The sequence below is a fragment of the Prevotella sp. MGM1 genome (assembly GCF_002933775.1).
Classification (GTDB): domain Bacteria; phylum Bacteroidota; class Bacteroidia; order Bacteroidales; family Bacteroidaceae; genus Prevotella.
On sequence record NZ_BEWV01000136.1, the window covers coordinates 177,605 to 203,800 of the forward strand.

Here is a 26,196-nt window from a genome sequence, read left to right on the forward strand (position 1 = left end):
TTCATTATATTATTTGTCAATGGCCATAAACTCATGCATAAATTCGCTGAGTCTTAACAGGCCGTAACTACCGTCCACACAGCTTTGTTCATTGTATTGATGTACATTGTCTGGCATTATGTTCTTATGCCATATTAAGAATGGTACAGGTTCGTTCATGTGTGTACGTATTTCCACAGGTGTGGGATGGTCGGGGAGTATGGCTATGCACACGTTTTCTCCCTTCCATTTCATTATTTCATCATATATCGGTTTGATTATTCGGCTGTCGAGATCTTCTATTGTTCTCAGTTTTAATTCAAGATCACCGTCGTGTCCGGCCTCATCGCTAGCTTCTATGTGAAGGAAAACAAAGTCGTCTCCTTCTTTCAAGGCGTTTATCGCAGCTTGTGCCTTGCCTTCGTAGTTGGTATCGGCTTGTCCGGTCATGCCGTCAACGACAATATTTTTCAGTCCGGCATATTTTCCAATGCCTCTGATCAGGTCTACAGCGGAGATTACGGAGCCGTTTTTTATTTGCGGATACATTTTTTGTAATGTTTTCATGCGCGGTCTGTATCCGCCGCTCCACGGCCATATACTGTTTGCTTTCTCTTTGCGTCCTTGATTGAAAGGATGCGATTCAAGCAATTCTTGCGACTTTAATATCAGTCTGTTTATCAGTTCAGCAGTTTCTACAGCGGTCAATCTTTGTAACGGCTGGGCTGAATCCGTGTTTTTGTTCTCGTCTGTTTTTGCTGTATCATTATTGTCAGCCTTAACTAATAACGGTCTCCATGGTTCTTCCGGATGATCATGTGGCGGAGCACAGACAATATTTTTGTTACCTCCTTTTATTACAAGTAAATGCCGATATTGTATTCCGGTGATGAATCTAATGCGATTATTTCCGAGCTTTTCGTTCAGAAAGGCGATAAGCGTATCGCTTTCTTCGGTTGTGAGATGTCCTCCGTGATGATTTTTTATTTCTCCGTCTTTAATGGTTATGATGTTGCACCGCATTGCAAGATCGTCTTCTTGCATATCATAACCGATGCTTGCGGCTTCGAGAGGGCCTCTTCCCTCGTATACCTCATCAAGGTCATATCCAAGTATAGCAGTGTTGGCCACCTCACTGCCTGGACTGTATCCTTCTGGTACGGTAATCAGTTTGCCTGTTCGTCCGCTTTTTGCAAGCATGTTCATGTATTTCGGGCGAGTGTATTCCAGCAGTGTTTTCCCGCCGAGCCGCCCGATAGGATGGTCGGCCATACCGTCTCCCAATATAATAAGGTGTTTCATTTCTTTACTCTGTTTTTACTCATTAACTACATGTTCATCATATTCAGGCTTCTCACATTGTGTCTCCTTTAATCATATATTCGCAATTGACATGATGTTTGCGAAAACTCCGGCAGCAGTAACTCCGGCTCCGGCTCCATATCCTTGTATCTGCATAGGATACTCACGATAGCGTTCTGTTGTTAGCAGTACAATGTTGTTGGATCCTTCCAGGCCATAGAACGGATGCCCGACAGGAACAGCTTCAAGACTTACGCTTGTCTTTCCCATGTCCATTTTTGCCACAAATCGCCATCGTTTGTTTTCTCTTTCAATAATTTCCCGTTTACGTTCAAACTCATTATCGAGTGAAGGCAATGCTTTCCAAAAGTCATTCAAACTGCCTTTCAGCAGTTCGTTCGGTATGAAGAGATGCTTCTCCACGTCGTCTTGTTCCACTTTGTAGCCGGCCTCTCTTGCCAATATGACAAGTTTGCGAACCACATCCTTGCCGCTCAAGTCTATGCGTGGGTCTGGTTCGCTGTATCCCTGCTCCTTGGCACGCCGTACGGTTTCAGAAAAAGGCACGTCTGCCGCTATTTCGTTGAAAATGAAATTGAGCGTTCCACTGAGCACGGCTTCTATCTTTAATATTTTATCTCCCGAGCTGCAGAGGTCACCTATTGTTCCTATTATTGGTAAACCGGCTCCTACGTTGGTTTCGAACAGAAATTTTACTCCACGGCGCAATGCCGTGTCTTTGAGTTTGCGATAGCTCTCGTAGTCGCCAGATGCCGCTATTTTATTTGCCGCCACCACGCTGACATTGTGTTCAAGCAGGGTCTTGTATATGCCTGCGACTTCTTCGCTTGCAGTGCAGTCAACAAAAACGCTGTTGAAAATGTTCATTCCTGTAATTTCATTTACGAGCCGTCTCATATCGCTTGGCTGAGCATCGGCGAGTGCTTTTCTATAAGTACTCAGATCTATTCCATCTCGTGAAAACAGGGCTTTGCTGCTTGATGAAATGCCGACAACATTCAACTTCAACCTTCTTGTGCGCATCAATTCATCGTATTGTGCGCGTATCTGTTCTATCAGATTGCCGCCAACTGTGCCAATACCGCAGATAAATAGGTTGAGTACTTTGTATTCGCTAAGGAAAAATGAATCGTGAAGAACATTGAGGGACTTTCTAAGGTATTTTGAGCTAACCACGAACGATATGTTTGTCTCTGAAGCACCCTGTGCGCAGGCAATAACGCTGATACCGCTACGGCCCAGTGTGCCGAACAGTTTTCCGGCGATGCCGGGCGTGTGTTTCATGTTTTCGCCTACGATCGCAATAGTGGCCAGGCCGCTTTCTGCGTGCATTGGGAACATGGCTCCTGTTTCTATCTCTTTGACAAACTCGCTGTCAAGAACTTTCACAGCCTCATCAGCATCCTCGTCCCGTACACCTATGGATGTTGAGTTTTCCGAAGAAGCTTGACTGACCATGAACACAGATATGCCGTGATCGGCCAATGCGGTGAATATTCGCCTGTTGACCCCAATGACACCGACCATAGAAAGACCGGTGACAGTGATGAGTGTAGTACCTCCGATACTTGAAATACCCTTAATGGGCTTGCTGTCGTTGGTTACCTTGTTTTTTATTATCGTTCCGGGATTTTCGGGGTTAAATGTGTTTTTTACTATTATCGGTATGTTCTTTACACATACTGGATATATCGTCGGCGGATATATAACCTTGGCTCCGAAGTTGCAAAGCTCCATCGCTTCTACATAGCTCAGTTCGGCAATTGTATATGCTGTGGGTATCACTCTTGGATCGGCAGTCATGAAGCCGTTAACGTCAGTCCATATTTCAAGTGTCTCTGCGTCCAATGCTGCAGCGATTATAGCTGCAGTATAATCACTTCCGCCGCGTCCGAGATTGGTTGTTTCGCCGGTGTTCTTATCAGTACTGATAAATCCAGGAACCACACATACCTTTGATGATATGGTCTTGTTGTCATTCGCCATAAAAGCGTCTTTTACAAGCTTCGCTGTCAGTTCGCTGTCGAGAGTATTTTTGCCGTGTTTCAGTTCTGTTTTGATAAACTCGCGTGAATCAAACCACTGTGCATCCTTCATGATTGCCGCTGTGATTCGGCTGCTCATGCGTTCCCCATAGCTCACGATTGCGGCCAGGGTTTTCGGGCTTAAATCCTTTATCAAAAACAGACCGTAATATATGGAACGTAGTTCTTCTGCCAATTTGTTTATGTCTGTTTTCAATATACGGCACTGTTCCAGATCTGTGAATACGGAATCAATCATATCGTGATGCCTATGCACAATATCGGTAAATTCATCCTTATACCGTTCGTCGCCATGCATTGCAAGTCTCGATGTGGCGATTAGTTTGTCTGTTATGCCACCGAGTGCACTTACCACTACTATTACCTGCTGTTCCTGCCGCTCAACGATGCGTTTGAGATTCAGGATGCTCTCTGCGGAACCTACGGATGTTCCACCGAACTTCAATACTTTCATTCTCTTCCTGTTTGTCTTTGTTTATATGTATCCCTGTTACAAACCGGGGATTTTATTTCAAAATGCGAGTAATAAGCCACAAATTTAATAAGATTAATCGGTATAACCAACAAAATTACTGTGTTAATGAAACTTTTACGTTATATTTGCTTATAATTTGTAATTATGACAGTGAAGCTGATAATGTATGCCTACAATAGATGTTGGTGTTTTTGTAAATATGTTCATGTACTTTGTTGTAAAGATACTGTATGGTAGAAATGTTCATACAAGCTTTTTACTTTGTCATTTATTGATTATCTTTGCAACGGATAGAGCTGGAGGTTATTTTCCCCAATTTAAGGTGGAAGGCGAAAAACCTTGAAGTTTCGGTTTTATTGTAATGAAATTAATATTTTAATGATAAACGAATATCAAATACGTGTATTGCCACATGTGGCGGCTTCAGAGCAAGGCATACGTGAATATGTGGCTCGTGAAAATGGATTGGATGTGCGTACGATGACATCTGTCAGAGTGCTCAAACGTAGCATAGATGCCCGTCAAAGAATAATATATGTGAATCTAAGGGTGAGGGTGTATATAAATGAGATGCCTGTCGATGATGCTTTCGAACGTACAGACTACTGCGATGTTTCACAGGCAAAGCGTGTGATTGTGGTAGGTGAGGGGCCTGGTGGACTTTTTGCCGCTCTAAGGCTTATAGAACTCGGTTTATGTCCAGTCGTGATTGAGCGTGGGAAAAATGTTCGTGACCGTAAAGCTGATCTTGCGAAAATATCGCGTGAACAAAATGTAGATTGTGAAAGCAACTACTGCTTCGGAGAGGGTGGTGCCGGTGCATACTCCGATGGTAAGTTATATACTCGCAGCAAGAAACGCGGTAATACGGTGAAGATTCTAAATGTTTTCTGTCAGCATGGAGCGCCGGTGTCCATACTTGCCGATGCTCATCCCCATATAGGGACAGACAGGTTGCCGCGTGTCATTGAAAATATGCGTAATACAATCCTTAAATCAGGTGGCGAAGTGCATCACCAGACGAAAATGACACGGTTTGTAATCAATGGTGATGAGGTTGTGGGGGTTGAGGCGCTCGACTTGATAACGGGAAAGGAACTTATATTCCGTGGTCCTGTCATATTGGCTACAGGCCACTCTGCACGAGATGTTTACAACTATTTGCATGAAGAAAAAGTTGAACTTGAGGCAAAAGGTATAGCTGTTGGTGTGAGGTTGGAACATCCTTCTGAAATGATAGACCAGATACAGTATCATAATAGGCAGGGACGCGGCCGGTGGTTGCCTGCTGCCGAATATTCTTTTGTAACCCAAGTTGATGGTCGTGGAGTGTATTCGTTCTGTATGTGTCCCGGTGGGTTTGTTATTCCTGCGGCTACAGGAAAGCAACAAATTGTAGTCAACGGTATGAGCCCGAGCAATCGTGGTGGTCGGTGGTCTAACAGTGGTATGGTAGTGGAGATACGTCCAGAGGATATAGGGGGCAATGATCCGTTGCGCATGATGAATTGGCAGGAAGGTATTGAGCGAGATTGTTGGCAGCAGGGCAATATGCGTCAGACGGCTCCTGCGCAGCGAATGGCGGATTTTGCCAATAATAGGCTGAGCTATGATTTACCGCCAACGTCTTATTCTCCTGGTCTTATATCGTCACCACTTCACTTTTGGATGCCTAAACTTGTTGTTACACGTTTACAACAAGGATTCCGCCAGTTTGGGAAAATGAGTCACGGTTTTCTAACTAATGAGGCTGTGATGATAGCGGCGGAAACACGTACATCAGCTCCAGTGCGTATATTGCGTGACAGTGGTACGTTGATGCATGTTCGTTTGCGCGGACTTTTCCCTTGTGGTGAAGGTGCCGGATATGCCGGCGGTATAGTGTCTGCCGGTGTGGATGGCGAGCGTTGTGCCGAGATGTGCGCAGAATATGTGGGCGTATAACACAAATCTTTGAGTTAATACGGTGGAAAAACTTGCGTGGCTAATGGATTTTTAGTAAATTTGCACGACATTTTTATAGTATACTAAATAAAATCATTATAATGAATATTTCCTATAAATGGTTAAAGGAATACGTTGATTTTGAACTTTCACCGCAACAAGTGTGTGATGCTTTGACATCAACGGGTCTTGAAGTAGGTGCTCTTGAAGAGGTACAGACTGTCAAAGGTGGCCTGAAAGGGCTTTATGTCGGCAAGGTGCTGACATGCGATATACATCCAAATTCGGATCATCTTCATGTTACTACGGTAGATTTGGGGCATGAGATTCCCTCACAGATTGTTTGCGGTGCACCTAATGTGGCTGTCGGTCAGAAAGTTATCGTGGCTGATTTGGGGTGTGTGCTTTACGATGGCGATAGTGAGTTTGTTATAAAAAAGTCGAAACTCCGTGGAGTAGAGAGTTATGGTATGATATGTGCCGAAGATGAAATAGGAGTCGGTGCAAGTCATGACGGTATTATTGTTTTGCCGGAAGATGCTCCTGTGGGACAGCCGGCGGCGGAGTATTACAATTTGGAAAGTGACTGGCTGATAGAAGTGGATATCACTCCAAATCGTGCTGATGCATTGTCGCATTGGGGGGTGGCGCGCGATCTTTATGCATGGTTGCGGAGCAACGGATATGAAACAAGTCTGCATCGTCCGGATTGTTTGAAGTTTACGGTAGATAATACGGAACATCCGGTTGATGTGGTTATAGAGAATACGGAAGCATGTAAACGATATGCGTGTGTGAGCATAACCGGATGTGAGGTAAAAGAAAGTCCAGAATGGTTGCAGAATAAACTGAAAGTGATAGGTCTGCGCCCAATAAACAATATCGTGGACATAACCAATTATATCATGATGGCTTATGGGCAACCGTTGCACTGTTTTGATGCAGATATGGTAACGGGTAACAAGATTGTTGTTCGTACACAGCCAGAGGGAACCAAGTTTATAACGCTTGATGGTGTGGAACACGTTCTTGGAGCACATGATTTGAGTATCTGCAATGATAAAGAGCCTATGTGCATAGCTGGAATATTCGGAGGAAAAGGCAGTGGAACATATGAGACAACGCATAGTGTGGTTCTTGAAAGTGCATATTTTCATCCTACATGGATTCGCAAGAGTGCACGCAGGCATGGTCTTAGTACGGATGCTTCATTCCGTTTTGAACGTGGTGTAGATCCCAATGGGATTATTTATGCATTGAAGCAAGCTGCGATAATGTGCAAGGAACTTGCTGGAGGTCAGGTGTCTATGGAGATAAAAGATGTCTATCCGGTTCCGATTGAGAATGCGAGAGCTAGACTTGAATATGATTATGTTAACACATTGATTGGCAAGGATATATCAGCTGATACGGTAAAGAGTATTTGTACCAGTCTTGAAATGGAGATATCCGCTGAGGATGCAGCAGGAATAGACCTTGAAATACCGGCATACAGAGTGGATGTGCAGAGACCGTGTGATGTTGTTGAAGATATACTCCGTATTTACGGATATAATAATGTAGAGATACCGATGCAACTGAAGAGTTGTCTTGTGGTGAAAGGTGATGAAGACCGTAAGCATTGCCTGGCGGATTTAGTGAGTGAGCAACTTGTTGGGTGTGGTTTTAATGAGATATTGAACAATTCTATAACCAAGGCTACTTATTACGAAAAAAGTGCCGCATATGCAGTTGATGAGTGCGTTAAGATAATGAATCCGTTGAGTTCAGATCTTAACGTAATGCGTCAGACGTTGCTATTCGGTGGTTTGGAGAGTTTGGAGCATAATATCAAACGCAGGAATGCCAACCTTAAATTCTTTGAGTTTGGAAATGTATATCATTTTAATCCTGAGAAGAAAAACGAGGAAAATCCCATTGCCGCATATAGCGAGAACCATCATATGGCATTGTGGCTGACAGGTAAACGTGTGCAAGGCAGTTGGATACATGCGGATGAGGATACAAGTTATTTTGAGTTGGAGGCTTATATTCGCAATATACTGAGCCGTATCGGAATGCTGGAAGGCATGGTAGTAAGAAAGAAGAGTGACAATGAGATATTCTCGTCAGGCGTGGCATTGGAAAACAGAGGGGGAAGAAAACTTGTTGAAATGGGTTGCCTTTCTAAGAATGTGCTCAAAGCGGCAGATATTGATATGCCGGTATATTATGCTGAATTGGATTGGGACGCATTGATGAAAGCGACTGTCAAGAATAAGGTTCTGTATAAAGAGATTTGCAAATATCCTGCCGTAAGTCGCGACCTCGCCCTTTTGATAGACAAGAATATTGAGTTTGCGCAGATAGTGGAAATAGCCCGTCAGACGGAAAAGAAACTGCTGAAAAACGTTGAACTTTTTGATGTTTATGAGGGGAAGAATCTTCCGGAAAGCAAAAAGAGTTATGCCGTGAATTTTATTTTGCAGGATGAGACAAAGACATTGAATGACAAACAGATAGATGTCATAATGAATAAGTTGATAACAAATTTAAAGAATAAACTTGGAGCAGAGCTCCGTTAAAACTAATTCCAATGGGAAGAGCATTTGAATATCGTAAGGCAGCAAAGCTGAAAAGATGGGGACACATGGCCCGTACATTCACAAAGATTGGTAAGCAGATAGCCATAGCGGTGAAAGCCGGAGGTCCGGAACCGGAGAACAATCCTACACTGAGAGCTATCATTGCGAACGCAAAGCGTGAGAACATGCCCAAGGATAATATTGAGCGTGCAATCAAAAATGCGATGGGTAAGGATCAGAGTGAATACAAAGAAGTGACTTATGAGGGATATGGCCCTCATGGTATCGCCGTATTCGTTGAGACTCTGACCGACAATACAACGCGTACTGTCGGTGATGTGCGTTCGGTGTTTAATAAGTTTAATGGTAATCTTGGAACACAAGGCAGTCTCTCGTTCCTTTTTGACCACAAGAGTGTGTTCACGTTCAAGAAAAAGGACGGTATTGATATGGACGAAATGATTCTTGACCTTATTGACTATGGTGTGGAGGATGAGTATGATGAGGATGAAGAAAGTGGTGAAATAACCATTTATGGAGACCCGAAAAGTTTTGGTGAAATACAGAAACATTTGGAGACAGAAGGTTTTGATGTTACAGGGGCCGAATTTACGCGCATACCGAATGACCAAAAAGAAGTTACGGCAGAAGAGCGTGAGACGATAGACAAGATGGTGGAGCGTCTTGAAGAGTTTGACGATGTGCAAACGGTTTATACAAATATGAAACCAGCTGAAGAGTAAATAGTTAATTTCCAAAATTTAATCGGGTGTAAAAGAACTGTCTTTTACACCCGATTAAATTTTGGAAATATGTATTTATTGGCATTTGTTCATCTTATGATAGCTATTTATAGTCTTTTTCTGTAAATGTGGCATTGAATAAAACTTTACCTTTATCTTTTCCTGATAAATATGTATATGCGAAATTATAGCCATTGTCCTTGTATGCTTTTATTGACGTGGAATTTTTTACTTCGTCAAGAAGAATTTTGCGTATGTCGACCGAGGAAAACACCCCCATATTATCCGCATTTCCGGTTAGAGTGTAATAGTAATGCAATGTGTGACTTTCTCTCTCGAATATCAAGCTATCAATTGTCGTATTCTCACCAAGCTTAGCAGGACATTTCTTTTCGGTGTATGACATGGCTTCTCGTGCACATCTATCTTCAAGTGATTCTTGGCAGGATACGAATAATAATGTAAAGATGGAAATATAAAAAAGTTTTTTCATATTAAATGTTTTTTATTATCATGCAAAATTAATCAATTAATTGAAATAATAAACTTTATGTATTACTTTTTTATTTGGCAAAGAATTCAATATGGTATTCTGCCAAATGTTTTTTCTATGGATTATATTTGTCTATAATATTAGAAAACTTCTTAAAATATCTATTGTTCGCACTTTTTTCCTTACCTTTGCTGTTCCAATTTATATAAAATCAGGTTTTACAGAATTATTATAATGTTATCAGTAGAAGGATTAAAGGTTGAGTTCGGTATAAAACCATTGTTCGGTGATGTTAGTTTCGTTGTAAATCCACGTGATCGTATAGCACTTGTCGGTAAGAATGGTGCGGGAAAATCTACAATGCTCAAAATATTGTGCGGACAGCAAAAACCAACATCTGGTGTTGTTTCGGTTCCTAACGATACAACTGTTGGCTATTTGCCGCAAGTAATGAAGTTGCAGGATAATACGACAGTACGCGAAGAGACACGTAAGGCTTTTGCTGGCATAACGGCTCTGAAAGAGAAAGTAGAAGAACTAAACAACCTGCTGATGGAGCGTACCGATTATGAGAGTGAGGAATATATGGAATTAGTACAGAAGTTCACTCAGGAGCATGAGAGGTACATGATGATGGGAGCAGAGAATTATGAGGCGGAAATAGAACGCACATTATGTGGCCTTGGATTTGTGCGAACAGATTTAGAGCGTCCGACAAGCGAGTTCAGTGGCGGGTGGAGAATGCGAATAGAATTGGCAAAAATACTGTTGCAGAAGCCAGATGTACTGCTTCTTGATGAGCCGACTAATCATCTTGATATTGAGAGTATTCAATGGCTGGAACAATTTCTTACACAGTCGTCGGGAGCTGTTGTCTTGGTGAGTCATGACAGAGCTTTTATCAACAATGTAACTAATCGTACGCTTGAAATATCATGCGGTAAAGTGATTGACTATCGTGTGAAATATGATGAATACGTAGAGTTGCGTAAAGAGCGTCGTGAACAGCAATTGCGTGCATATGAAAATCAGCAGAAAGAGATTGCTGAGATGAAAAATTTTATAGAAAAGTTCAGATATAAACCCACAAAAGCGGTTCAAGTGCAAAGCAGAATAAAGCAACTGGCAAAGATTGTTCCAATTGAGATAGATGAAGTAGACAATTCTGCACTGCACTTGAAGTTTCCGCCATGTTTGAGAAGTGGAGATTATCCGATAATATGCGAAGATGTTCGTAAGGATTATGGCGAACATTTGGTATTTGATAATGTTATATTTACTATAAAGCGTGGCGAAAAAGTTGCTTTTGTAGGAAAAAACGGTGAAGGTAAGTCAACGCTTGTGAAATGTATAATGAATGAAATACCATATACAGGAAATCTCAAAATAGGTCATAATGTACAGATAGGTTATTTTGCACAAAATCAAGCTCAGATGCTTGATGAGGATATTACCGTTTTTGAAACCATAGATAATGTAGCCAAAGGTGAGATAAGATTGAAGATAAATAATATCCTTGGCGCTTTTATGTTCGGTGGAGAAGCATCAGATAAAAAGGTGAAAGTGTTGAGTGGTGGTGAACGTAGTCGTTTGGCAATGATAAAACTGTTGCTTGAACCGGTAAATCTTCTTATATTGGATGAACCCACCAATCATCTTGACATGCAGTCGAAAGATGTTCTTAAAGAAGCAATAAGGGCTTTTGACGGAACGGCAATAATAGTAAGCCATGATCGTGAATTTCTTGATGGGTTGGTGACAAAAATATATGAATTTGGAGGAGGAAAAGTAAAAGAGCATATTGGAGGAATATATGATTTCTTGAAAGAGCACAATATAGACTCACTTAATCAGTTGGAAAATGCCTGTCAGGTTATTGAAGAAAAGAAGGCAGAGACGTCAGTGACAAAAAATAAGTTAAGTTATTCGGAGCATAAAGAACAGCAGAAAAGAATACGTAAAGCAGAGAGAGCTATTGCGGAGTCAGAATTAAAAATTTCTCAAAAGGAAAAGCGGTTAAAGGAGCTTGATTTAATTCTCAGTTTGCCGGAAAATGCGTCTAATATGGAGTATATAGCGGAATATACTGAGACCAGGCGAGAACTTGATGAGGAGGTGGAGCGTTGGGAACATTTTTCTGAAGAATTGGAAAGTATAAACATTAATAATTAAGAATATATTAAGATGAAAATTAAACGAATTTTGCCTGTTGTCGCTTTTGCATCAATGTCTATTGCGACGATGGCACAGGAGCAATTGAAATCGGGAATAGACTTATCAAATCTTAATCGTGAAGCTAATCCGGCGACGGATTTTTATGAGTTTGCTTGTGGAGGATGGATGAGAAACAATCCGTTGCCGGCAGCATATTCTCGGTTTGGTAGTTTTGACCAACTTGGCGAAAATAACAATAAACGTATTAATTCCATATTGAATGATTTGAGAAATAATACTTATGCATCAGGAACTACAGAATGCAAATTAAGTGATCTGTATAAATTGGCGATGGATTCCGTGCGACGTAATAAAGATGGTGTTAAGCCGATTATGCCAATAATACGTAAACTGGAAAAAGCAAAGACTGTAGATGCGCTTTTTAAAATCCAATTGGAGTTAGCAGCCAATGGTGATAATGAGTTTTTCTCCGCTTACATTGGTGCTGATGATAAGAATGCGAGTATGAACATTTTGAACATAAATCAGGGTGGAATTACTTTGAGACAAAAAGAGTATTATCTTGATGAAGATACGGCGACAGTAGTAATTCGTGATGCATATAAGAAGCATATCGTGAGAATGTTTAAGTTATTCGGATTCAGTGAAAAAGCTGCAATATTGAAGATGAAGAACATAATGAAACTTGAAACAGAATTGGCAAAGTCTTCAAAATCAATGACAGAATTGCGTAATCCCGAAGCAAATTATAATAAAATATCATTAAAGGATTTTAAGATAAAATACCCTCATATTAAATTGGTTGAAATATCTAATGCCTCTGGTTTGAAAACGGAACATATTCAGGAACTGGTGGTTGGACAACCCGATTTTATTGAGTGTGTCGATAAATTGATTGCTAATATTTCTCCTGATGAATATCGTGATTACATGGAGTGGGGGCAAATAATCAGCTATGCCAATTATTTAAGTGATGATGTTGTAGAGGCTAATTTTGACTTTTTCGGTAAAACAATGTCAGGTCGCAAAGAAAATCATCCGTTATGGAAACGGGCAACCGGACAAGTTGAGAATGTTATGGGGCAGGCGTTGGGAAAAATATATGTAGATAAGTATTTTCCCTCATCATCAAAAGAACGTATGCAGAAATTGGTGCGCAATCTTCAAATATCTCTTGGTGAGAGAATAAAAGCACAAGAATGGATGAGTGAGTTGACAAAGCAGAATGCACTTGATAAACTTTCTGCTTTTTATGTTAAAATAGGATATCCTGATGAGTGGATTGATTTTTCAGATTTAAAGATAGATAATACAAAGTCTTATTTGGAGAATATTATAGAATGTCAGAGATTCTGGAATAAGTGGACAGTTGACAATAAAGCTGGTAAGCCTGTTAATCGTGATGAATGGTATATGTATCCTCAAACGGTAAATGCCTATTACAATCCGACAACGAATGAAATTTGTTTTCCGGCAGGAATACTACAGCCGCCTTTTTTTGATCCAGAAGCAGATGATGCCTTTAATTATGGAGCTATCGGTGTTGTAATCGGTCATGAAATGACTCACGGATTTGATGATCAGGGCCGTCATTATGATAAAAACGGAAATATGAAGGATTGGTGGACCGAATCAGATGGAAAGAATTTTACTGAACGTGCAGATGAATATGCTGATTATTTCTCAAATATCAAGGTGTTACCGGATTTGAATGCTAACGGTCGTTTTACGTTGGGTGAGAATTTGGCAGATCATGGTGGATTGCAAGTTGCTTATTATGGATTTGTGAATGCAACAAAAGATATGAAACTTGATGTTATAGATGGTTTTACCCCAGAACAACGCTTCTTTTTGGCTTATTCTGGTGTATGGGCTGCTAATATAACGGAAGCTGAAATCCGAAATCGGACAAAAAGCGATCCTCATTCATTAGGTCGTTGGCGTGTTAATGGAGCTTTGCCACATATAGATATGTGGTACGACGCATTCAATATCAAAGAAGGAGACTCTATGTTTATTCCCAAAGAAAAGCGTTTGTCTTTATGGTGATTTGAAACTTATCTTTTGTATATTAGACTGTCGTATAATTATTTACGGCAGTCTTTTGTTTTTATAATAAAATATTCGTATCTTTGCCAAAAGAGTATAATCCTAATGCAATGAAAAAACGAAATTGCCGGGAGATAAGAACGATTTCTAAATAAAACAAGGAAATATAAGCAATAATTATATATGGCAGATGTCAATGTAAATGATTTGGAACAAAACGGTCATATAGAGAAAACTTTGCGACCAGAAAGGATGCCAGAATCGGGATATAAAATAGAACCGACTCCGTTTAATCAATATACACAAAGAATGGAGGCATCTTTATGCCCTATTTGCAGTGCATCTATGGATGGTGATGCAGATTATTGTGAATCATGTCAGAATTATGTCCGAAAAGATATTTGTTCGTATTGCGGAGCGCTTTTGGATGATTCTGCTTCTTATTGCTCTGAATGTGGTTGTCCTCGTGAAGGGATAACTTGTCCGTATTGTAACAAAGTCAATAATTTTTCTTTTTGTAGGCAATGCGGAATGCCGTTAACCGATGATGCACGTTTGTTATTTGAAAGTAAACATGCAGATTCCGATTATAAAGAGTTAGGTTTGTTGATTAGGGGATTAGTTGATTTGGAGAACATAATTCCTTATGAATCAGAAAATGATGTTGTAAAGGATAAAGATACGGAAAAGTTACGTATTAGGGTTTTGGAATTATTAGCCAAAGACAAGGGAATAACGGAGCCGTTAATAGAAAAACGTGTTTCGCGGCGTATGACGAAAGAAGAATTGGATAAGAGAAAAAAAAGCCAATTAAGTCTGATGACAGAAGTATTGGAGCGAATGGCTTTAAAACCAATACCATCTCCTGTAAAGGCACGAAATTTTGTAATGGCAACTAAACCGATGGGAGTTAAAGTTGCTTGGAAATGTAATTATAAGCAAGCATTGCATAGCAACCCTTGTGGGTGTGCTAAACCTCATCTTGGTGGTAAATGGGTTGTGTTAGGTTATAATAATACAGAACAGATTAAGGATGATATAAATGATTAAGGATGATATTACGATACGCTATGATGCTATAGGGGATAGAAACGTGCAGTCGGATCAAAATGCCGGTGATGTGTGTCGGACCCTAAGGGTCAATTCTATTGCAGAATCTTCGGATATAAGCGAGAATGAATTCGTTTTACGTGGTGTAACATATTATAAAGTCCGTACTCTTAGTAATAATTCTGGTGAAGCTCAAGTTTTTCTTGTTAATAATAACGGAAAAGATTATGTATTAAAATTGTATTATTCTGATGTAGACATCAAGCATAAAGCACTTAAAGTAATTTCAAATATAGATTTTGATATGATTGTCAATATCTATGATTTCGGATATATATATGTTGGAGGCAAGAAGCGTTTTTATGAATTGATGGAATATCTTTGTGGGGGAACGTTGGCGGATATAAGTATCAATGGAGATATAGATTTGTTTCGTCGTATATCTTTACAAGCGGCGGCAGCATTGGCTTGTTGTCATAGCAATGGTATTATACACAAAGATATAAAGCCAAGTAATTTCTTTTTTCGGGATGTTGGGCATTCGGAATTGGTACTTGGAGATTTTGGAATATCGTCAATAATAACCAAAGAAGGTTTTTTGCATTGTACGACGCAGGCTCGCACACCTTTATATGCGGCTCCGGAAATGTATAATGATGTTATAGATGGAGCCGTAGAGATTTCAACTGCGGCTGATTATTATTCTTTGGGAATAACATTATTGAATCTTTGGATTGGTATGAATAACCTTAATACTAATGAAAGGTTAATAATAAAGCATAAAAAAGAAGGACGAATTCCTGGAATATCAGAATTACCAAATCGAATAAAAATAATAATACAGGGATTAACTTCCGTTAATACTGAATCTCGTTGGAAATATAAAGAAGTTGAACAGTGGTTTTTAGGAGAGAATCCTAAGGTTGATATATCATCTCCATATCTTAAATACGGCTCTTTTGTTGTAGATCCGGATAAGAATTTGATTGCGGAAAATGTTAATGAATTAATACCGATGTTGCTTGATAACGAGCGTATTGCTTGTAATTATCTATATGGAGGACAATTAAAGGAATGGTTTGAACATAGTGGCAATACAAAGTTAAGCGTAGCATTGGATGATATAGTCAAGAATAAATATCCGACAGAGCAAATGGCTGGTCTGATGGTTGCGGTATATACAATGGATCCAACATACCCTTACCATGACATCCATGGTAATTCATGTAATACGATTCATGATGTTGCAAAGTCATTGTTGAATTATTCAGATGAATATATTGTATCTTTAAAAGATTTTAGAGATAATTTTTGGTTGTATTTGGAGACTCATACACGATTGGATATAAACAGGCTGCAAAGTTATATTCAGATTAGCAGTGAGGGTAATGATGGACGCAAAGCTTTAAAAAGAATTGTATATGAGATAGATCCAGAAATGCCTTTTTTTGAATTATATCAGTCTTCAACAATATCTGATATAATCAGGTGTTTTGGTTATGAGCATCTTACGGAAGATGATTGGCATAGTATAACTGATGGACGTCTGTTATCTTGGATGTATAGCCATGCCGACTTTATGACATGTGAGACTCTTCGTGAGATAACGAAGGGACAATCTTACTCAAAAGATTTGGTTTACAAAGTATTCTACAGTATAGACAGTAGTGTTGCTTATGATTTGAAAGATGCTGATACACCTCAAAAGATTGGTGAATTGCTAAATGAACAATTAGTGTGTTGGCAGAATGTAGATGAGGCTGAATTTGAAAATCTTATAACTGAGTATTCTGATCTTGATGGTCGTTTTGTGTTTTTTGCTAAACGACATGGTTGGTTGGAGTTCGTGGATGAAGCAAAAAGATGTTTTAACGTAGACAGTGAGGATAATAGGGAGCGTTTATGTTTGTATGATTTACGTACCGCTGCATATCGAATGTGTTTAATATTAAATGTAAGTCCAAGTTATAAACTTCCTGATGGCGTAAGATTGACCAATGGGTTGGAGATTGACAATAAATATAGGTCAGAGATAAGAAGTGAAATCCGTTCTGGAGCTTTTTCACAGTGGTTGTCCGTTTATTATCATGAAGATCCTTATAAGGATTTTAATGAGACTTATAGTTATGAGAAGGCATTAGAGAAATGGATAAATGTTATAGGTCTTTTTGATGCTCAAAATGTTTATTATAAAAGATTTATTAAAGCAAAAGAGGAACGTGAAGAGAAGTATAAAGAATTGTTTGGTGAGCATAAAATGTTAAGTATACGTGAAAACAGTTGGCGTTGGGCATTCTATGTAATATGTATAATTTGGTTATTTCTTGTGATTATCTTTGGTGTAGGTGACAGAAATCATGTATTGGGTCATTATTGGTTTACAATCGGAATACCGGTTGGAGTCACATCAGCTTTGATACTTGGAACAAAAATATTTTTTAAAGGCTATGGGCTGTTATTATCTTCTATTTTTGGGGTATTGGGCTTTTTGTCTATATTTATACCGGTTGGACTATTGAAATATATTGAGAATAACATTCCTGTATTGTTTGTTCCAATGATAGTTGTTTTGACATTGTTATATATGATGACATGTCATTATACTGATTCTCGTAAAACGGTGATAGAGACGAAACAACTTGTAAATGAAATATTAGAAGATGATATAAGAACAGCGTTGATAGAACCTTTATATTATGCATTAAAAGTAAAGTCGTACAAGTTTATTGGTTCCAAATTTGGTGCATTGGATGAAATACGAAACAATATTCGTACCGTTTCCGGTGAAAGGGTTCTTCATTATTTTTTATGGAGTCTTATGGGGATATTGTTGGTTTTGGAAATGATTATATATAATCCGAATTTGCTTGATGTAAATCCCCCTTTCTTAAATGACAGGAAAGTTAATCCTGTAAAAATTATAAATCAGATAAAGCACGATGCATAGTAGTCAAGGCAATGAACTGTAAGTATTGTAATAAAAAGAATCGTGATATAGCAAAGTATTGTAAATGGTGTGGACGCCCGTTTGCAGAACATGATTTGCTTGATGAGATTGTCGGTCTTGACGAAATGAAGCAACAGCTTAAATCAGTTGTTGATACTTATACTTATTTGCGTTCGCGTAAGGATGTAAATAATGTAAGGTTGAGTGTAAATGCTATTATCATAGGAGAGACTGGAACGGGAAAAACAATGCTTTCTACAATAATTCGTGATTATTTTTATCAACATAAGATAATAAGCAAACCCAAATTGACGGTAGTTGACGCAGTTGACTATCAACGGTTTGTAGATAAATGGGATGATAATATAAAGAAGTCTTGTGGTGGATTGCTTTTCTTCGATAATGTCCAAAAACTATTGCCGGACAGATATGCCAATCAAGTAAATCCGCTTGATAAGTTATTTGTGGAAATGGAACATTGGAATGATGATCCTATTGTAATCATTTCCGGATTGAATAAAGGGTTAGACGAATTTTTGGTGAATAATCCAGCCATTGCCAATAGATTTAAGTACCGTTTTCAACTTCCTGCTCCCGGATATAAGGAATTATATGAAATTTGTAGGAAAGTATTACAAAAGAAATATGGAATAACCAATTATTCTACTGATGCGGAGAAAAAACTACAAAGTTTTTTCAAATATAGTGTAAAGATTAAGGATGAGAGTTTTGGGTACGCTCATTTGGCAACCAAGACCGCTGAAGATATTTTTACTTCTTTTATCACCAGAGGTGCAGAGGCTGTTCGGGTTGAAAAAGATGATATACGAGGATATGTTCCAGAAGAAAGACAGCTTGAGGAAATATTAGCTGACATGGATTGTTATATCGGTATGAATGAGGTCAAACGTGCAGTGCGGGAAATAGCATATTCGGTAAAAAACAATTCAGAGCGTCTTGAACGTGGACTGGGAGATCGGAACAAAATGGGAATGCATATTGTTCTTACAGGAAATCCCGGTACAGGAAAAACAACAATAGCCCGTAAGTTAGGTGAGATATTGGCATCTATTGGATATCTTGATAGCGGTCATGTCGTTGAGACAGACCGTTCAGGTATGGTAAGCCCTTATCAAGGAGAGACCCCTAAGATGGTTGATAGATTGTGTGAAAAAGCATTGGGAGGTATTCTTTTTATAGACGAAGCCTATACCTTGGCTCCTTTAAACCGTTCTGGTGAATATGACAGCCAAGGAACCCAAGCCTTAGAAAAATTAATGAAACGTATGGAGGATGACAGGAATAAATTTGTTGTCATTTTAGCCGGGTATAGGATGGAGATGGATAATCTATTCCGTGTCAATCCAGGTTTCAGAAGTCGATTTAATTATTTTCTTAATATAGAGGATTATTCTCCGGAAGAATTGTTTAATATATTGCTTGCGTTTGCGAAAGAGAAGAAATACATATTGTCAGAGCAGGCTGAGCTACTTGTGCGGGATAAGATAAAAGAAATGTATGAACAGAGGGACAAAGATTTTGCCAATGGCAGAACAATGCGCCTTTTGTTCGATTCAATTTGTAAGAATCAGGCACAACGTTTAGAACGTTCTAATTCACAGACGATTACGGATGAGCAATTAATGACAATAGAGGCAGATGACATTCCTTATGATAAACCTAAAATAATAGATTTTAATGATTGCTTGAAGCGGTTCGATGGTCTGGTCGGATTACAATCGGTCAAGACGGAAATATCTAACCTTGCTTCATTCCTTAATTTACAAATTAGACGTGGTGAGGCAAATACGTTTCAAGGGAAACACTATATTTTTACGGGAAGTCCGGGTACAGGCAAGACAACTGTTGCTCGAATTATGGCAGAGGTATTCAAGACATTGGGGATATTGTCAAGAGGGCATCTTGTAGAGGCTGATAGAAGTAAACTTGTTGCAGGGTATAGCGGGCAGACAGCAATAAAGACAAATCAACTGATAGATTCCGCCATCGGTGGTGTCTTGTTTATTGATGAAGCGTATACATTAAAGTCAAATGATAATGATTCATTTGGAACAGAAGCTATCGATACATTATTGAAGCGTTTGGAAGATGATCGTGGAAAGTTTGTATGTATTGTTGCGGGATATACGGATCAGATGCATGATTTCATCAATTCCAATCCAGGTTTGAAAAGTCGTTTTACACAAACGATACATTTTGATGATTATACTCCCGAAGAGTTAAAGGAGATATTCATGAAAATGAGTGATGCGAGGAAGTTTATATTAGATTCAGATACCGAGTTGTCCGTTCAGAGAATATTTGAACAGTTATATCTTAGGCGCGATAAAAATTTTGGAAATGCCCGTGAAGTTCGTCGTATTTTTGATGAGACGGTTGAAAGGCAGAGCCGGCGTTTGATGACAAATATAGGAAGTGCTGATTTCGTTGAGGATGATATGTATCGTATTATGGTAGACGATCTGCCCGTATCGCAGCATGGAAAAGCCCGTTCATTGGATGAAGTTCTTAATGAGTTGGATAAGTTTATCGGCATGCGTTCGGTTAAGAATATGATACGACGTTTGGCTGTACAGAATATGTTTATGAAGCAACGTACAGCTAATGGTGTAGGGAGAGTGCAGCAAATGGCATTGAATTTTGTACTAACTGGAAATCCAGGTACAGGAAAGACAACTATTGCCAGGAAAATGGGTGAGGTGTTGCAAAGTATGGATATCTTGCCTTCTTGTAATGTCATAGAAGTCAGTCGTGCAGATCTTGTGGGGAAATATATGGGAGAGACACCTAAAATAGTAAACAATGTCTGTGATAAAGCAATCGGTGGTGTCTTGTTTATAGATGAGGCTTATACTTTGAGTGGTGAAAATGATACTTATGGGAAAGAGGCAATAGATACTCTCATGAAACGTATGGAGGATGATCGTGGAAAGTTTGTTGTCATAGCCACCGGATATAAAGATTTGATGGATGAATTTCTTTCTGTTAATAGTGGATTGGCGTCGCGTTTCACTCATCGTATGCATATTGATGATTATGATGAGAATGAGCTTCTTGCCATATTTAAGCAAATAGCTTCTATGGAGCAATATGTATTATCTCCAACTGCGGAGTTTAAATTAATGGATTTGATTTTCCATAAAGTAATGAATAAAGACAGTTCTTTTGGAAATGCTCGTGAGATGCGTAATGTTTTTGATTTAACAATTCAACAATTATCAGTCCGAGTGTCATCCATGCCTCAATCTCAAGTAACAGATGAGACTTATCGGTTAATAACTCCGGAAGATATACCGAACTGATGTTTATCCAATGATATAAAAAGAAGTGTGAGATATGATAATATGCCCGAATTGCAAAGAAGAGATAGATGATGACTCACTATACTGCGATCAGTGTGGCCAGATGCTTTTATTCTGTGAAACTTGTGGTCATGTGGGTATAGGGAAACGATGCACAAATTGTGGTGGCTTTATGGGTAGTTCTAAATCTTCTGATGAAGAACTGAAAAGTATTCCATTGTCAGATCTGGTTTTGTCAAATGCACAGCAAGGTATTAGTATGTCTGTATCTAATGGTGATATAATAGGACGTAGAGTTGGAGTGCATAAACACTTGTTTGAGAACAATATGTACATTTCCGGTCAGCATGCACAGTTTGTTTATTCTTCATCAGATGGGTGGGGAGTCGTTGATAAGAATTCATCGAATGGAACAATGGTCAATGGAAATAAATTATTACCAGATAAAATTCATATACTGAAAGACGGTGATTTGTTGATGATTGCCAATTTGAAATTGCAAGTAAGCATAGTATGAGATATATAAATGTTTCTGCGTCATGCCATATCGGTAATATACGGGATCATAACGAAGATATGATTCTCGTTGCCGATAAATTCATACGAGACAATAGTCTCGACATGAATTTATCTTTATTGGATTCCAATCGGTTTGTCATTGCGTTGGCTGATGGTTTGGGGGGATATAATTCTGGTGATATTGCAAGTGCGGAAACATTGTCTAATTTAAAGTTTTTTATAGATGATTTACCGGATTTATTGACAACAGACGGTTTAAAGAATTTGTTGAATAATTGGTTAGGTTCAATAAACCAGATCGTATCTTCGCAGGGTTATGTAAACCCACGATTATCTAAAACGGGAACGACATTGGTCGGTATAATATTTTATGGAAATAAATTCTTTTGGATGAATTGTGGTGACAGCCGTTTATATCGTCTGCGAAACGATGAGATCGTACAGATTTCCACAGACCATTCAAGTTCCGTTGTAGATACCGATAATCCGGTGAAAGGTGTTACCAATTGTATTGGTGGCGGGTGTAAAACCACATATCTTGATATAAACGAATTTACCGACATTATTGAAGATGGAGATATTTATGTCTTGTGCTCCGATGGTCTAAGTGATATGCTTTCCGATACAGAGATAAGAAGAATTTTGATGAGAGGCGGTAATGCCGATGTATTAAGCGCTGTGGCTATTGCGGCAGGTGGTTATGATAATGTATCGGTATGTGTAATGAAGATTGTTTAAAAATATAATATAAGAAAATGCCATTAAGATTACCGGACAGGCTGCCGGCCATAGAACTTTTAAAGCGAGAGAATATTTTTGTGATGGATGATTCACGTGCCACTTCTCAGGATATAAGGCCGTTGAAAATAGTCATCCTCAATCTTATGCCTTTGAAGATAACGACAGAGACAGATCTTGTTCGTCTTTTATCCAATACTCCTTTGCAGTTGGATATCAGTTTCATGAGGTTAAAGAGTCATACGCCTAAAAATACGCCGATAGAGCACATGTTAATGTTTTATCGTGATTTTGAAGATATGTCGAAAGAAAAATTCGATGGTATGATAATAACCGGAGCTCCGGTAGAGACGTATGAATATGAAGATGTGACATATTGGGATGAGATTAAAGTTATTTTTGAGTGGGCCAAAAGTCATGTCACTTCTACGCTTTATATATGTTGGGCTGCACAGGCCGGTCTTTATTACCATTATGGAATTCCCAAATATCCGCTTGCAAAGAAGAAATTCGGTATATTCAGTCAATATGCTCTTAATGCGAGACTTCCTATTTTCAGAGGGTTTGACGATATTTTCAATATGCCTCACAGCCGTCATACCGAGATTCGCCGTGGTGATATATTAGCTACCCCCGAGTTGTCTCTTATAGCGGAATCATCTGAGAGTGGTGTCGGTATAGTCATGGCGCGTAATGGTCGTGAGTTTTTCATAACGGGCCATTTCGAGTATGCTCCCGATACATTGGATAACGAGTATAAACGCGATAAGTATGTGCGCGACGATGTGGACATGCCGATAAATTATTATCGTGATGACAATCCATCCAATCCGCCGCTTATGACATGGAGCGCACATGCCAATTTGTTTTATAATAATTGGATAAACTATTACGTTTATCAGGAGACACCGTTTGATATAAATAATATAAAGTGATAGAGTTAGAACTTCTTGCCCCTGCGAGAGATTTAGAGTGTGGTAAGGCCGCCATAGATCATGGCGCAGATGCAGTGTATATCGGTGCCGAGCGTTTTGGTGCTCGTGCTGCCGTTGGTAATTCCGTAAGTGATATAGGCGAGTTGTGCCGTTATGCCCACCGCTTTGCGGCAAAGGTGTATGTTACGGTAAATACTATAATTTATGATAACGAATTAGATGATACCAGTAGTCTCATTGAACAGTTGGAGAATGTTGGTGTTGATGCGGTGCTTGTTCAGGATATGGCGGTTATGGGCATGGTGAAAAAGGCGGCAAGACATGCCAGTACGCAAACGGATAATCGGACGCCTGAAAAAGTACGGTGGCTGAGAGATATTGGTTTCCGTAGGGTCGTCCTGGCGCGTGAGCTGTCCATATCGGAGATAGCGGAAATACATGATAAGGTTCCGGATGTTGAGCTTGAAGTGTTCGTTCATGGCGCTTTATGTGTTGCTTATAGTGGCTTGTGCTATGCTTCGCAATATTGTTTTAATCGTTCGGCAAATAGGGGTGAGTGTGCCCAGTTTTGTCGTTTAAAGTTCGATTTGTCCGATTCTTCAGGCAAAGTAATAGAGCGAAATCGTCATCTTCTGTCATTAAAAGATATGAATCAGAGTGCCAATCTTGAAAGACTTGTCGATGCGGGGGCGACTTCTTTCAAGATAGAAGGCAGACTGAAAGACATATCTTATGTGAAGAATGTCACGGCGGCATATAGTCGTTTGCTGGATGATATTGTTTGCAGGAATAATGGAAAATATCGCAGGGCATCGCTCGGGCATTGTAATCATGGTTTTAATCCGGAACTTTCAAAGTCGTTTAATCGTGGTTTTACAACATATTTTGCCGATGGCCGTCAATCGGATATGGCATCAATGGACACTCCGAAATCAATCGGCGAATTTGTCGGAACGGTCAAGGAAATACGTGGGACTTCATTTAATGTTGCGGGGGTGTCAAGTTTTGCGAATGGTGATGGGATATGTTTTATTAATGATAATCATGAACTTGAAGGTTTTCGTATCAATAGAGTAGAGGGTAACAGGCTTTTCCCCCTGAAAATGCCTTGTAATCTCCATGCCGGAATGAAACTTTACCGTAATAATGATGTCGTTTTTGAACGACTATTGTCTAAGTCCGGTCAGATAAGGAAAATACCGGTTGCAATGTTTTTGACGTCCACCGAAGATGGATTTGTCTTGAATGCCGAGATAAAAGGGCTGTGTGCTGCATCGTTTGTACTCAAGGCAGAACATCAACCGGCATTAACTTCTCAGAGAGAGAATATAATTCGTCAACTGTCAAAACTCGGAAATACAGTTTATGAATGTTCGGAAATTATTGTGCCGGATGATTTTGATTATTTCATTCCTTCAAGTATTCTTTCCGAAATGCGGCGCTCCGTTATAGACAAATTGGAACGTATGAGCGGTTCTTTTCCGGTAAATGGCAATTGTTTGGATGAGTCAAAGGTGTCTTCCGTGCCTGAGTATCCAGATGCCGTGATGTATAATATATCCAATAGCCGGTCACGTACGTTTTATGAAAGGAAAGGTAAGACATCTTTGAAACAGGCTTTTGAGCTTCAACGAGATACAGATGTTCCAATAATGCAATGCAGGTATTGCCTGCGTCATGCGTTAGGATTTTGTATGAAAAATGGAGGGAAAAAAGCACAATGGCACGAACCGCTTTATCTGTCTTTACCGGATGGTCGTCGTTTTCGTTTAGAGTTTGATTGTCGTAACTGTCAGATGAATATATATAAATGAAAAAGATAGTTTTTTATATTTGTTTTTTGTTGTTGTCGGTTTCTTGTTACAATTCATCGACACCAACTCCTGACGCATGGAGCACCACTGATTTGCGACAGATAGACTCTGTCTCTTTTTTCACTACGCATCATTACTCTCAGAACTATAACTTTCTTGTTAAAGCCGATACATTGCGGTTGGTGTGCCAGGCACCTGATGAATTGCCTTTTGATTCTGCTTCGGTTACTCGTGGAGATCGCGTTGTCGTTGCGGACATAATGATAATGCCTGCTGATACCATTGATTCTGTATGGGTGAAGATTGCTCGTGACCAAGCCACCCAAGGGTGGGTTCGCGAGGTCGCCATGTTGCCTGCTGTGCAACCGGATGATCCTATATCACAGTTTATTGATGTCTTTTCAGATACACATCTGCTTATTTTTCTTGCTTTTGCTGTCATCGTGACGGCCATTTATTTATTACGGCTTATAATGAGGCGTCATGCTCATATCGTTCATTTTCACGATATAAATTCATTTTATCCGATGTTATTGGCATTGCTCGTGTCGGCATCGGCTGTTTTCTATGCCACTATCCAGTTGTTCGGCAATGAATCTTGGCGGCATTTTTATTATCATCCTTCCCTTAATCCGTTTGGATTGCCGTTTCATCTTGGTATATTCGTCACTTCTGTTTGGGCTATAGTTATTGTAGGAATAGCGACTGTCGACGATGTTTTCCGTAAACTTCCTTTTGCAGATGCGTTATTATATGTCAGTGGGCTGATGGCTGTTTGTGCAGTTGATTATGTGGTTTTCAGTATATCCGCATTATATTATGTAGGCTATCTGTTACTTGTGGTATATATTATTTGGGCCGTTTCACAATATTTGAAAAAATCGCGTACAAGATATTATTGTGGTAATTGTGGAAGGGAGATGACAGAAAAGGGATTATGCGGTTTTTGTGGTGCGGTTAACGAATGATTGATTTATTTATAATAGAGAAGAGAAATAGAAAACAGTGTTTCCATTAAACAATAATCTTTAATGGAAACACTGTTGTATTTTACGGGTTTTCCTGATGATTATCCCTTAT

General features: G+C 39.3%; 16 protein-coding genes and 1 pseudogene. 14 read left to right on the forward strand and 3 right to left on the reverse strand.

What is annotated here, in order from left to right; genetic code table 11:
- Positions 1-9: 9 nt before the first annotated feature.
- Both MoGM_RS05390 and thrA read right to left on the reverse strand, forming a co-directional pair.
- Positions 10-1,281, reverse strand: a complete 1,272-nt coding sequence (locus MoGM_RS05390; protein WP_104369094.1) for a cofactor-independent phosphoglycerate mutase — start codon at positions 1,279-1,281, stop codon at positions 10-12.
- Between the two features lie 72 nt (positions 1,282-1,353).
- Positions 1,354-3,801, reverse strand: coding sequence for a bifunctional aspartate kinase/homoserine dehydrogenase I (gene thrA / locus MoGM_RS05395; protein ID WP_104369095.1), 2,448 nt, complete (start codon positions 3,799-3,801; stop codon positions 1,354-1,356).
- Between the two features lie 399 nt (positions 3,802-4,200).
- Here thrA and MoGM_RS05400 point away from each other — a divergent pair, with 399 nt between their 5' ends.
- The 3 genes from MoGM_RS05400 to MoGM_RS05410 all read left to right on the forward strand — a co-directional run bounded on the left by MoGM_RS05400 (position 4,201) and on the right by MoGM_RS05410 (position 9,073).
- The gene (locus MoGM_RS05400) at positions 4,201-5,766 is read left to right on the forward strand and encodes an NAD(P)/FAD-dependent oxidoreductase (protein ID WP_104369096.1); all 1,566 of its coding nucleotides are present in this window, start codon (positions 4,201-4,203) and stop codon (positions 5,764-5,766) included.
- A 101-nt stretch (positions 5,767-5,867) separates the two neighbouring features.
- Entirely contained in the window at positions 5,868-8,330 is a 2,463-nt protein-coding gene (gene pheT / locus MoGM_RS05405) for a phenylalanine--tRNA ligase subunit beta (RefSeq protein WP_104369097.1), read from the forward strand.
- Positions 8,331-8,341: 11 nt separating this feature from the next.
- Positions 8,342-9,073, forward strand: coding sequence for a YebC/PmpR family DNA-binding transcriptional regulator (locus tag MoGM_RS05410; protein ID WP_104369098.1), 732 nt, complete (start codon positions 8,342-8,344; stop codon positions 9,071-9,073).
- A gap of 103 nt (positions 9,074-9,176) precedes the next feature.
- Here the strand turns inward: MoGM_RS05410 and MoGM_RS05415 are convergent, their stop codons facing one another.
- The gene (locus tag MoGM_RS05415) at positions 9,177-9,566 is read right to left on the reverse strand and encodes a hypothetical protein (RefSeq protein WP_104369099.1); all 390 of its coding nucleotides are present in this window, start codon (positions 9,564-9,566) and stop codon (positions 9,177-9,179) included.
- A 234-nt stretch (positions 9,567-9,800) separates the two neighbouring features.
- On the opposite strand from MoGM_RS05415, the gene MoGM_RS05420 reads away from it, so the two are divergent.
- The 11 genes and pseudogenes from MoGM_RS05420 to MoGM_RS05465 all read left to right on the forward strand — a co-directional run bounded on the left by MoGM_RS05420 (position 9,801) and on the right by MoGM_RS05465 (position 26,084).
- Positions 9,801-11,738, forward strand: a complete 1,938-nt coding sequence (locus MoGM_RS05420; protein WP_104369100.1) for an ABC-F family ATP-binding cassette domain-containing protein — start codon at positions 9,801-9,803, stop codon at positions 11,736-11,738.
- Between the two features lie 12 nt (positions 11,739-11,750).
- Positions 11,751-13,790, forward strand: coding sequence for a M13 family metallopeptidase (locus MoGM_RS05425; RefSeq protein WP_104369101.1), 2,040 nt, complete (start codon positions 11,751-11,753; stop codon positions 13,788-13,790).
- Between the two features lie 183 nt (positions 13,791-13,973).
- Complete coding sequence (locus tag MoGM_RS05430) at positions 13,974-14,840, forward strand: zinc ribbon domain-containing protein (RefSeq protein WP_104369102.1); 867 nt, start codon at positions 13,974-13,976, stop codon at positions 14,838-14,840.
- Positions 14,833-17,787: a protein kinase family protein gene (locus tag MoGM_RS05435; protein WP_104369103.1), complete on the forward strand. Its 2,955-nt coding sequence runs from the start codon at positions 14,833-14,835 to the stop codon at positions 17,785-17,787. The genes MoGM_RS05430 and MoGM_RS05435 overlap by 8 nt, the downstream gene beginning before the upstream one ends.
- 11 nt (positions 17,788-17,798) lie before the next feature.
- Complete coding sequence (locus tag MoGM_RS05440; RefSeq protein ID WP_104369104.1) at positions 17,799-21,110, forward strand: AAA family ATPase; 3,312 nt, start codon at positions 17,799-17,801, stop codon at positions 21,108-21,110.
- 34 nt (positions 21,111-21,144) lie between these two features.
- Positions 21,145-21,264 (forward strand): annotated as a pseudogene (locus tag MoGM_RS13495) (zinc-ribbon domain-containing protein); the annotation flags it as partial.
- An 18-nt stretch (positions 21,265-21,282) separates the two neighbouring features.
- Positions 21,283-21,627 carry an FHA domain-containing protein gene (locus tag MoGM_RS05445; protein ID WP_233210177.1) on the forward strand — a complete coding sequence of 115 codons (345 nt, stop codon included), beginning with the start codon at positions 21,283-21,285 and terminating at the stop codon, positions 21,625-21,627.
- The gene (locus MoGM_RS05450) at positions 21,624-22,367 is read left to right on the forward strand and encodes a PP2C family serine/threonine-protein phosphatase (RefSeq protein WP_104369106.1); all 744 of its coding nucleotides are present in this window, start codon (positions 21,624-21,626) and stop codon (positions 22,365-22,367) included. The genes MoGM_RS05445 and MoGM_RS05450 overlap by 4 nt, the downstream gene beginning before the upstream one ends.
- Before the next feature lie 17 nt (positions 22,368-22,384).
- Positions 22,385-23,302: a homoserine O-succinyltransferase gene (metA, locus tag MoGM_RS05455; RefSeq protein WP_104369107.1), complete on the forward strand. Its 918-nt coding sequence runs from the start codon at positions 22,385-22,387 to the stop codon at positions 23,300-23,302.
- Positions 23,299-25,116: a U32 family peptidase gene (locus MoGM_RS05460; RefSeq protein WP_104369108.1), complete on the forward strand. Its 1,818-nt coding sequence runs from the start codon at positions 23,299-23,301 to the stop codon at positions 25,114-25,116. Before metA ends, MoGM_RS05460 begins: the two co-directional genes overlap by 4 nt.
- On the forward strand, positions 25,113-26,084 hold the full coding sequence (locus tag MoGM_RS05465; RefSeq protein ID WP_104369109.1) for a beta-carotene 15,15'-monooxygenase: 972 nt from the start codon (positions 25,113-25,115) through the stop codon (positions 26,082-26,084). The genes MoGM_RS05460 and MoGM_RS05465 overlap by 4 nt, the downstream gene beginning before the upstream one ends.
- Positions 26,085-26,196: the final 112 nt, after the last annotated feature.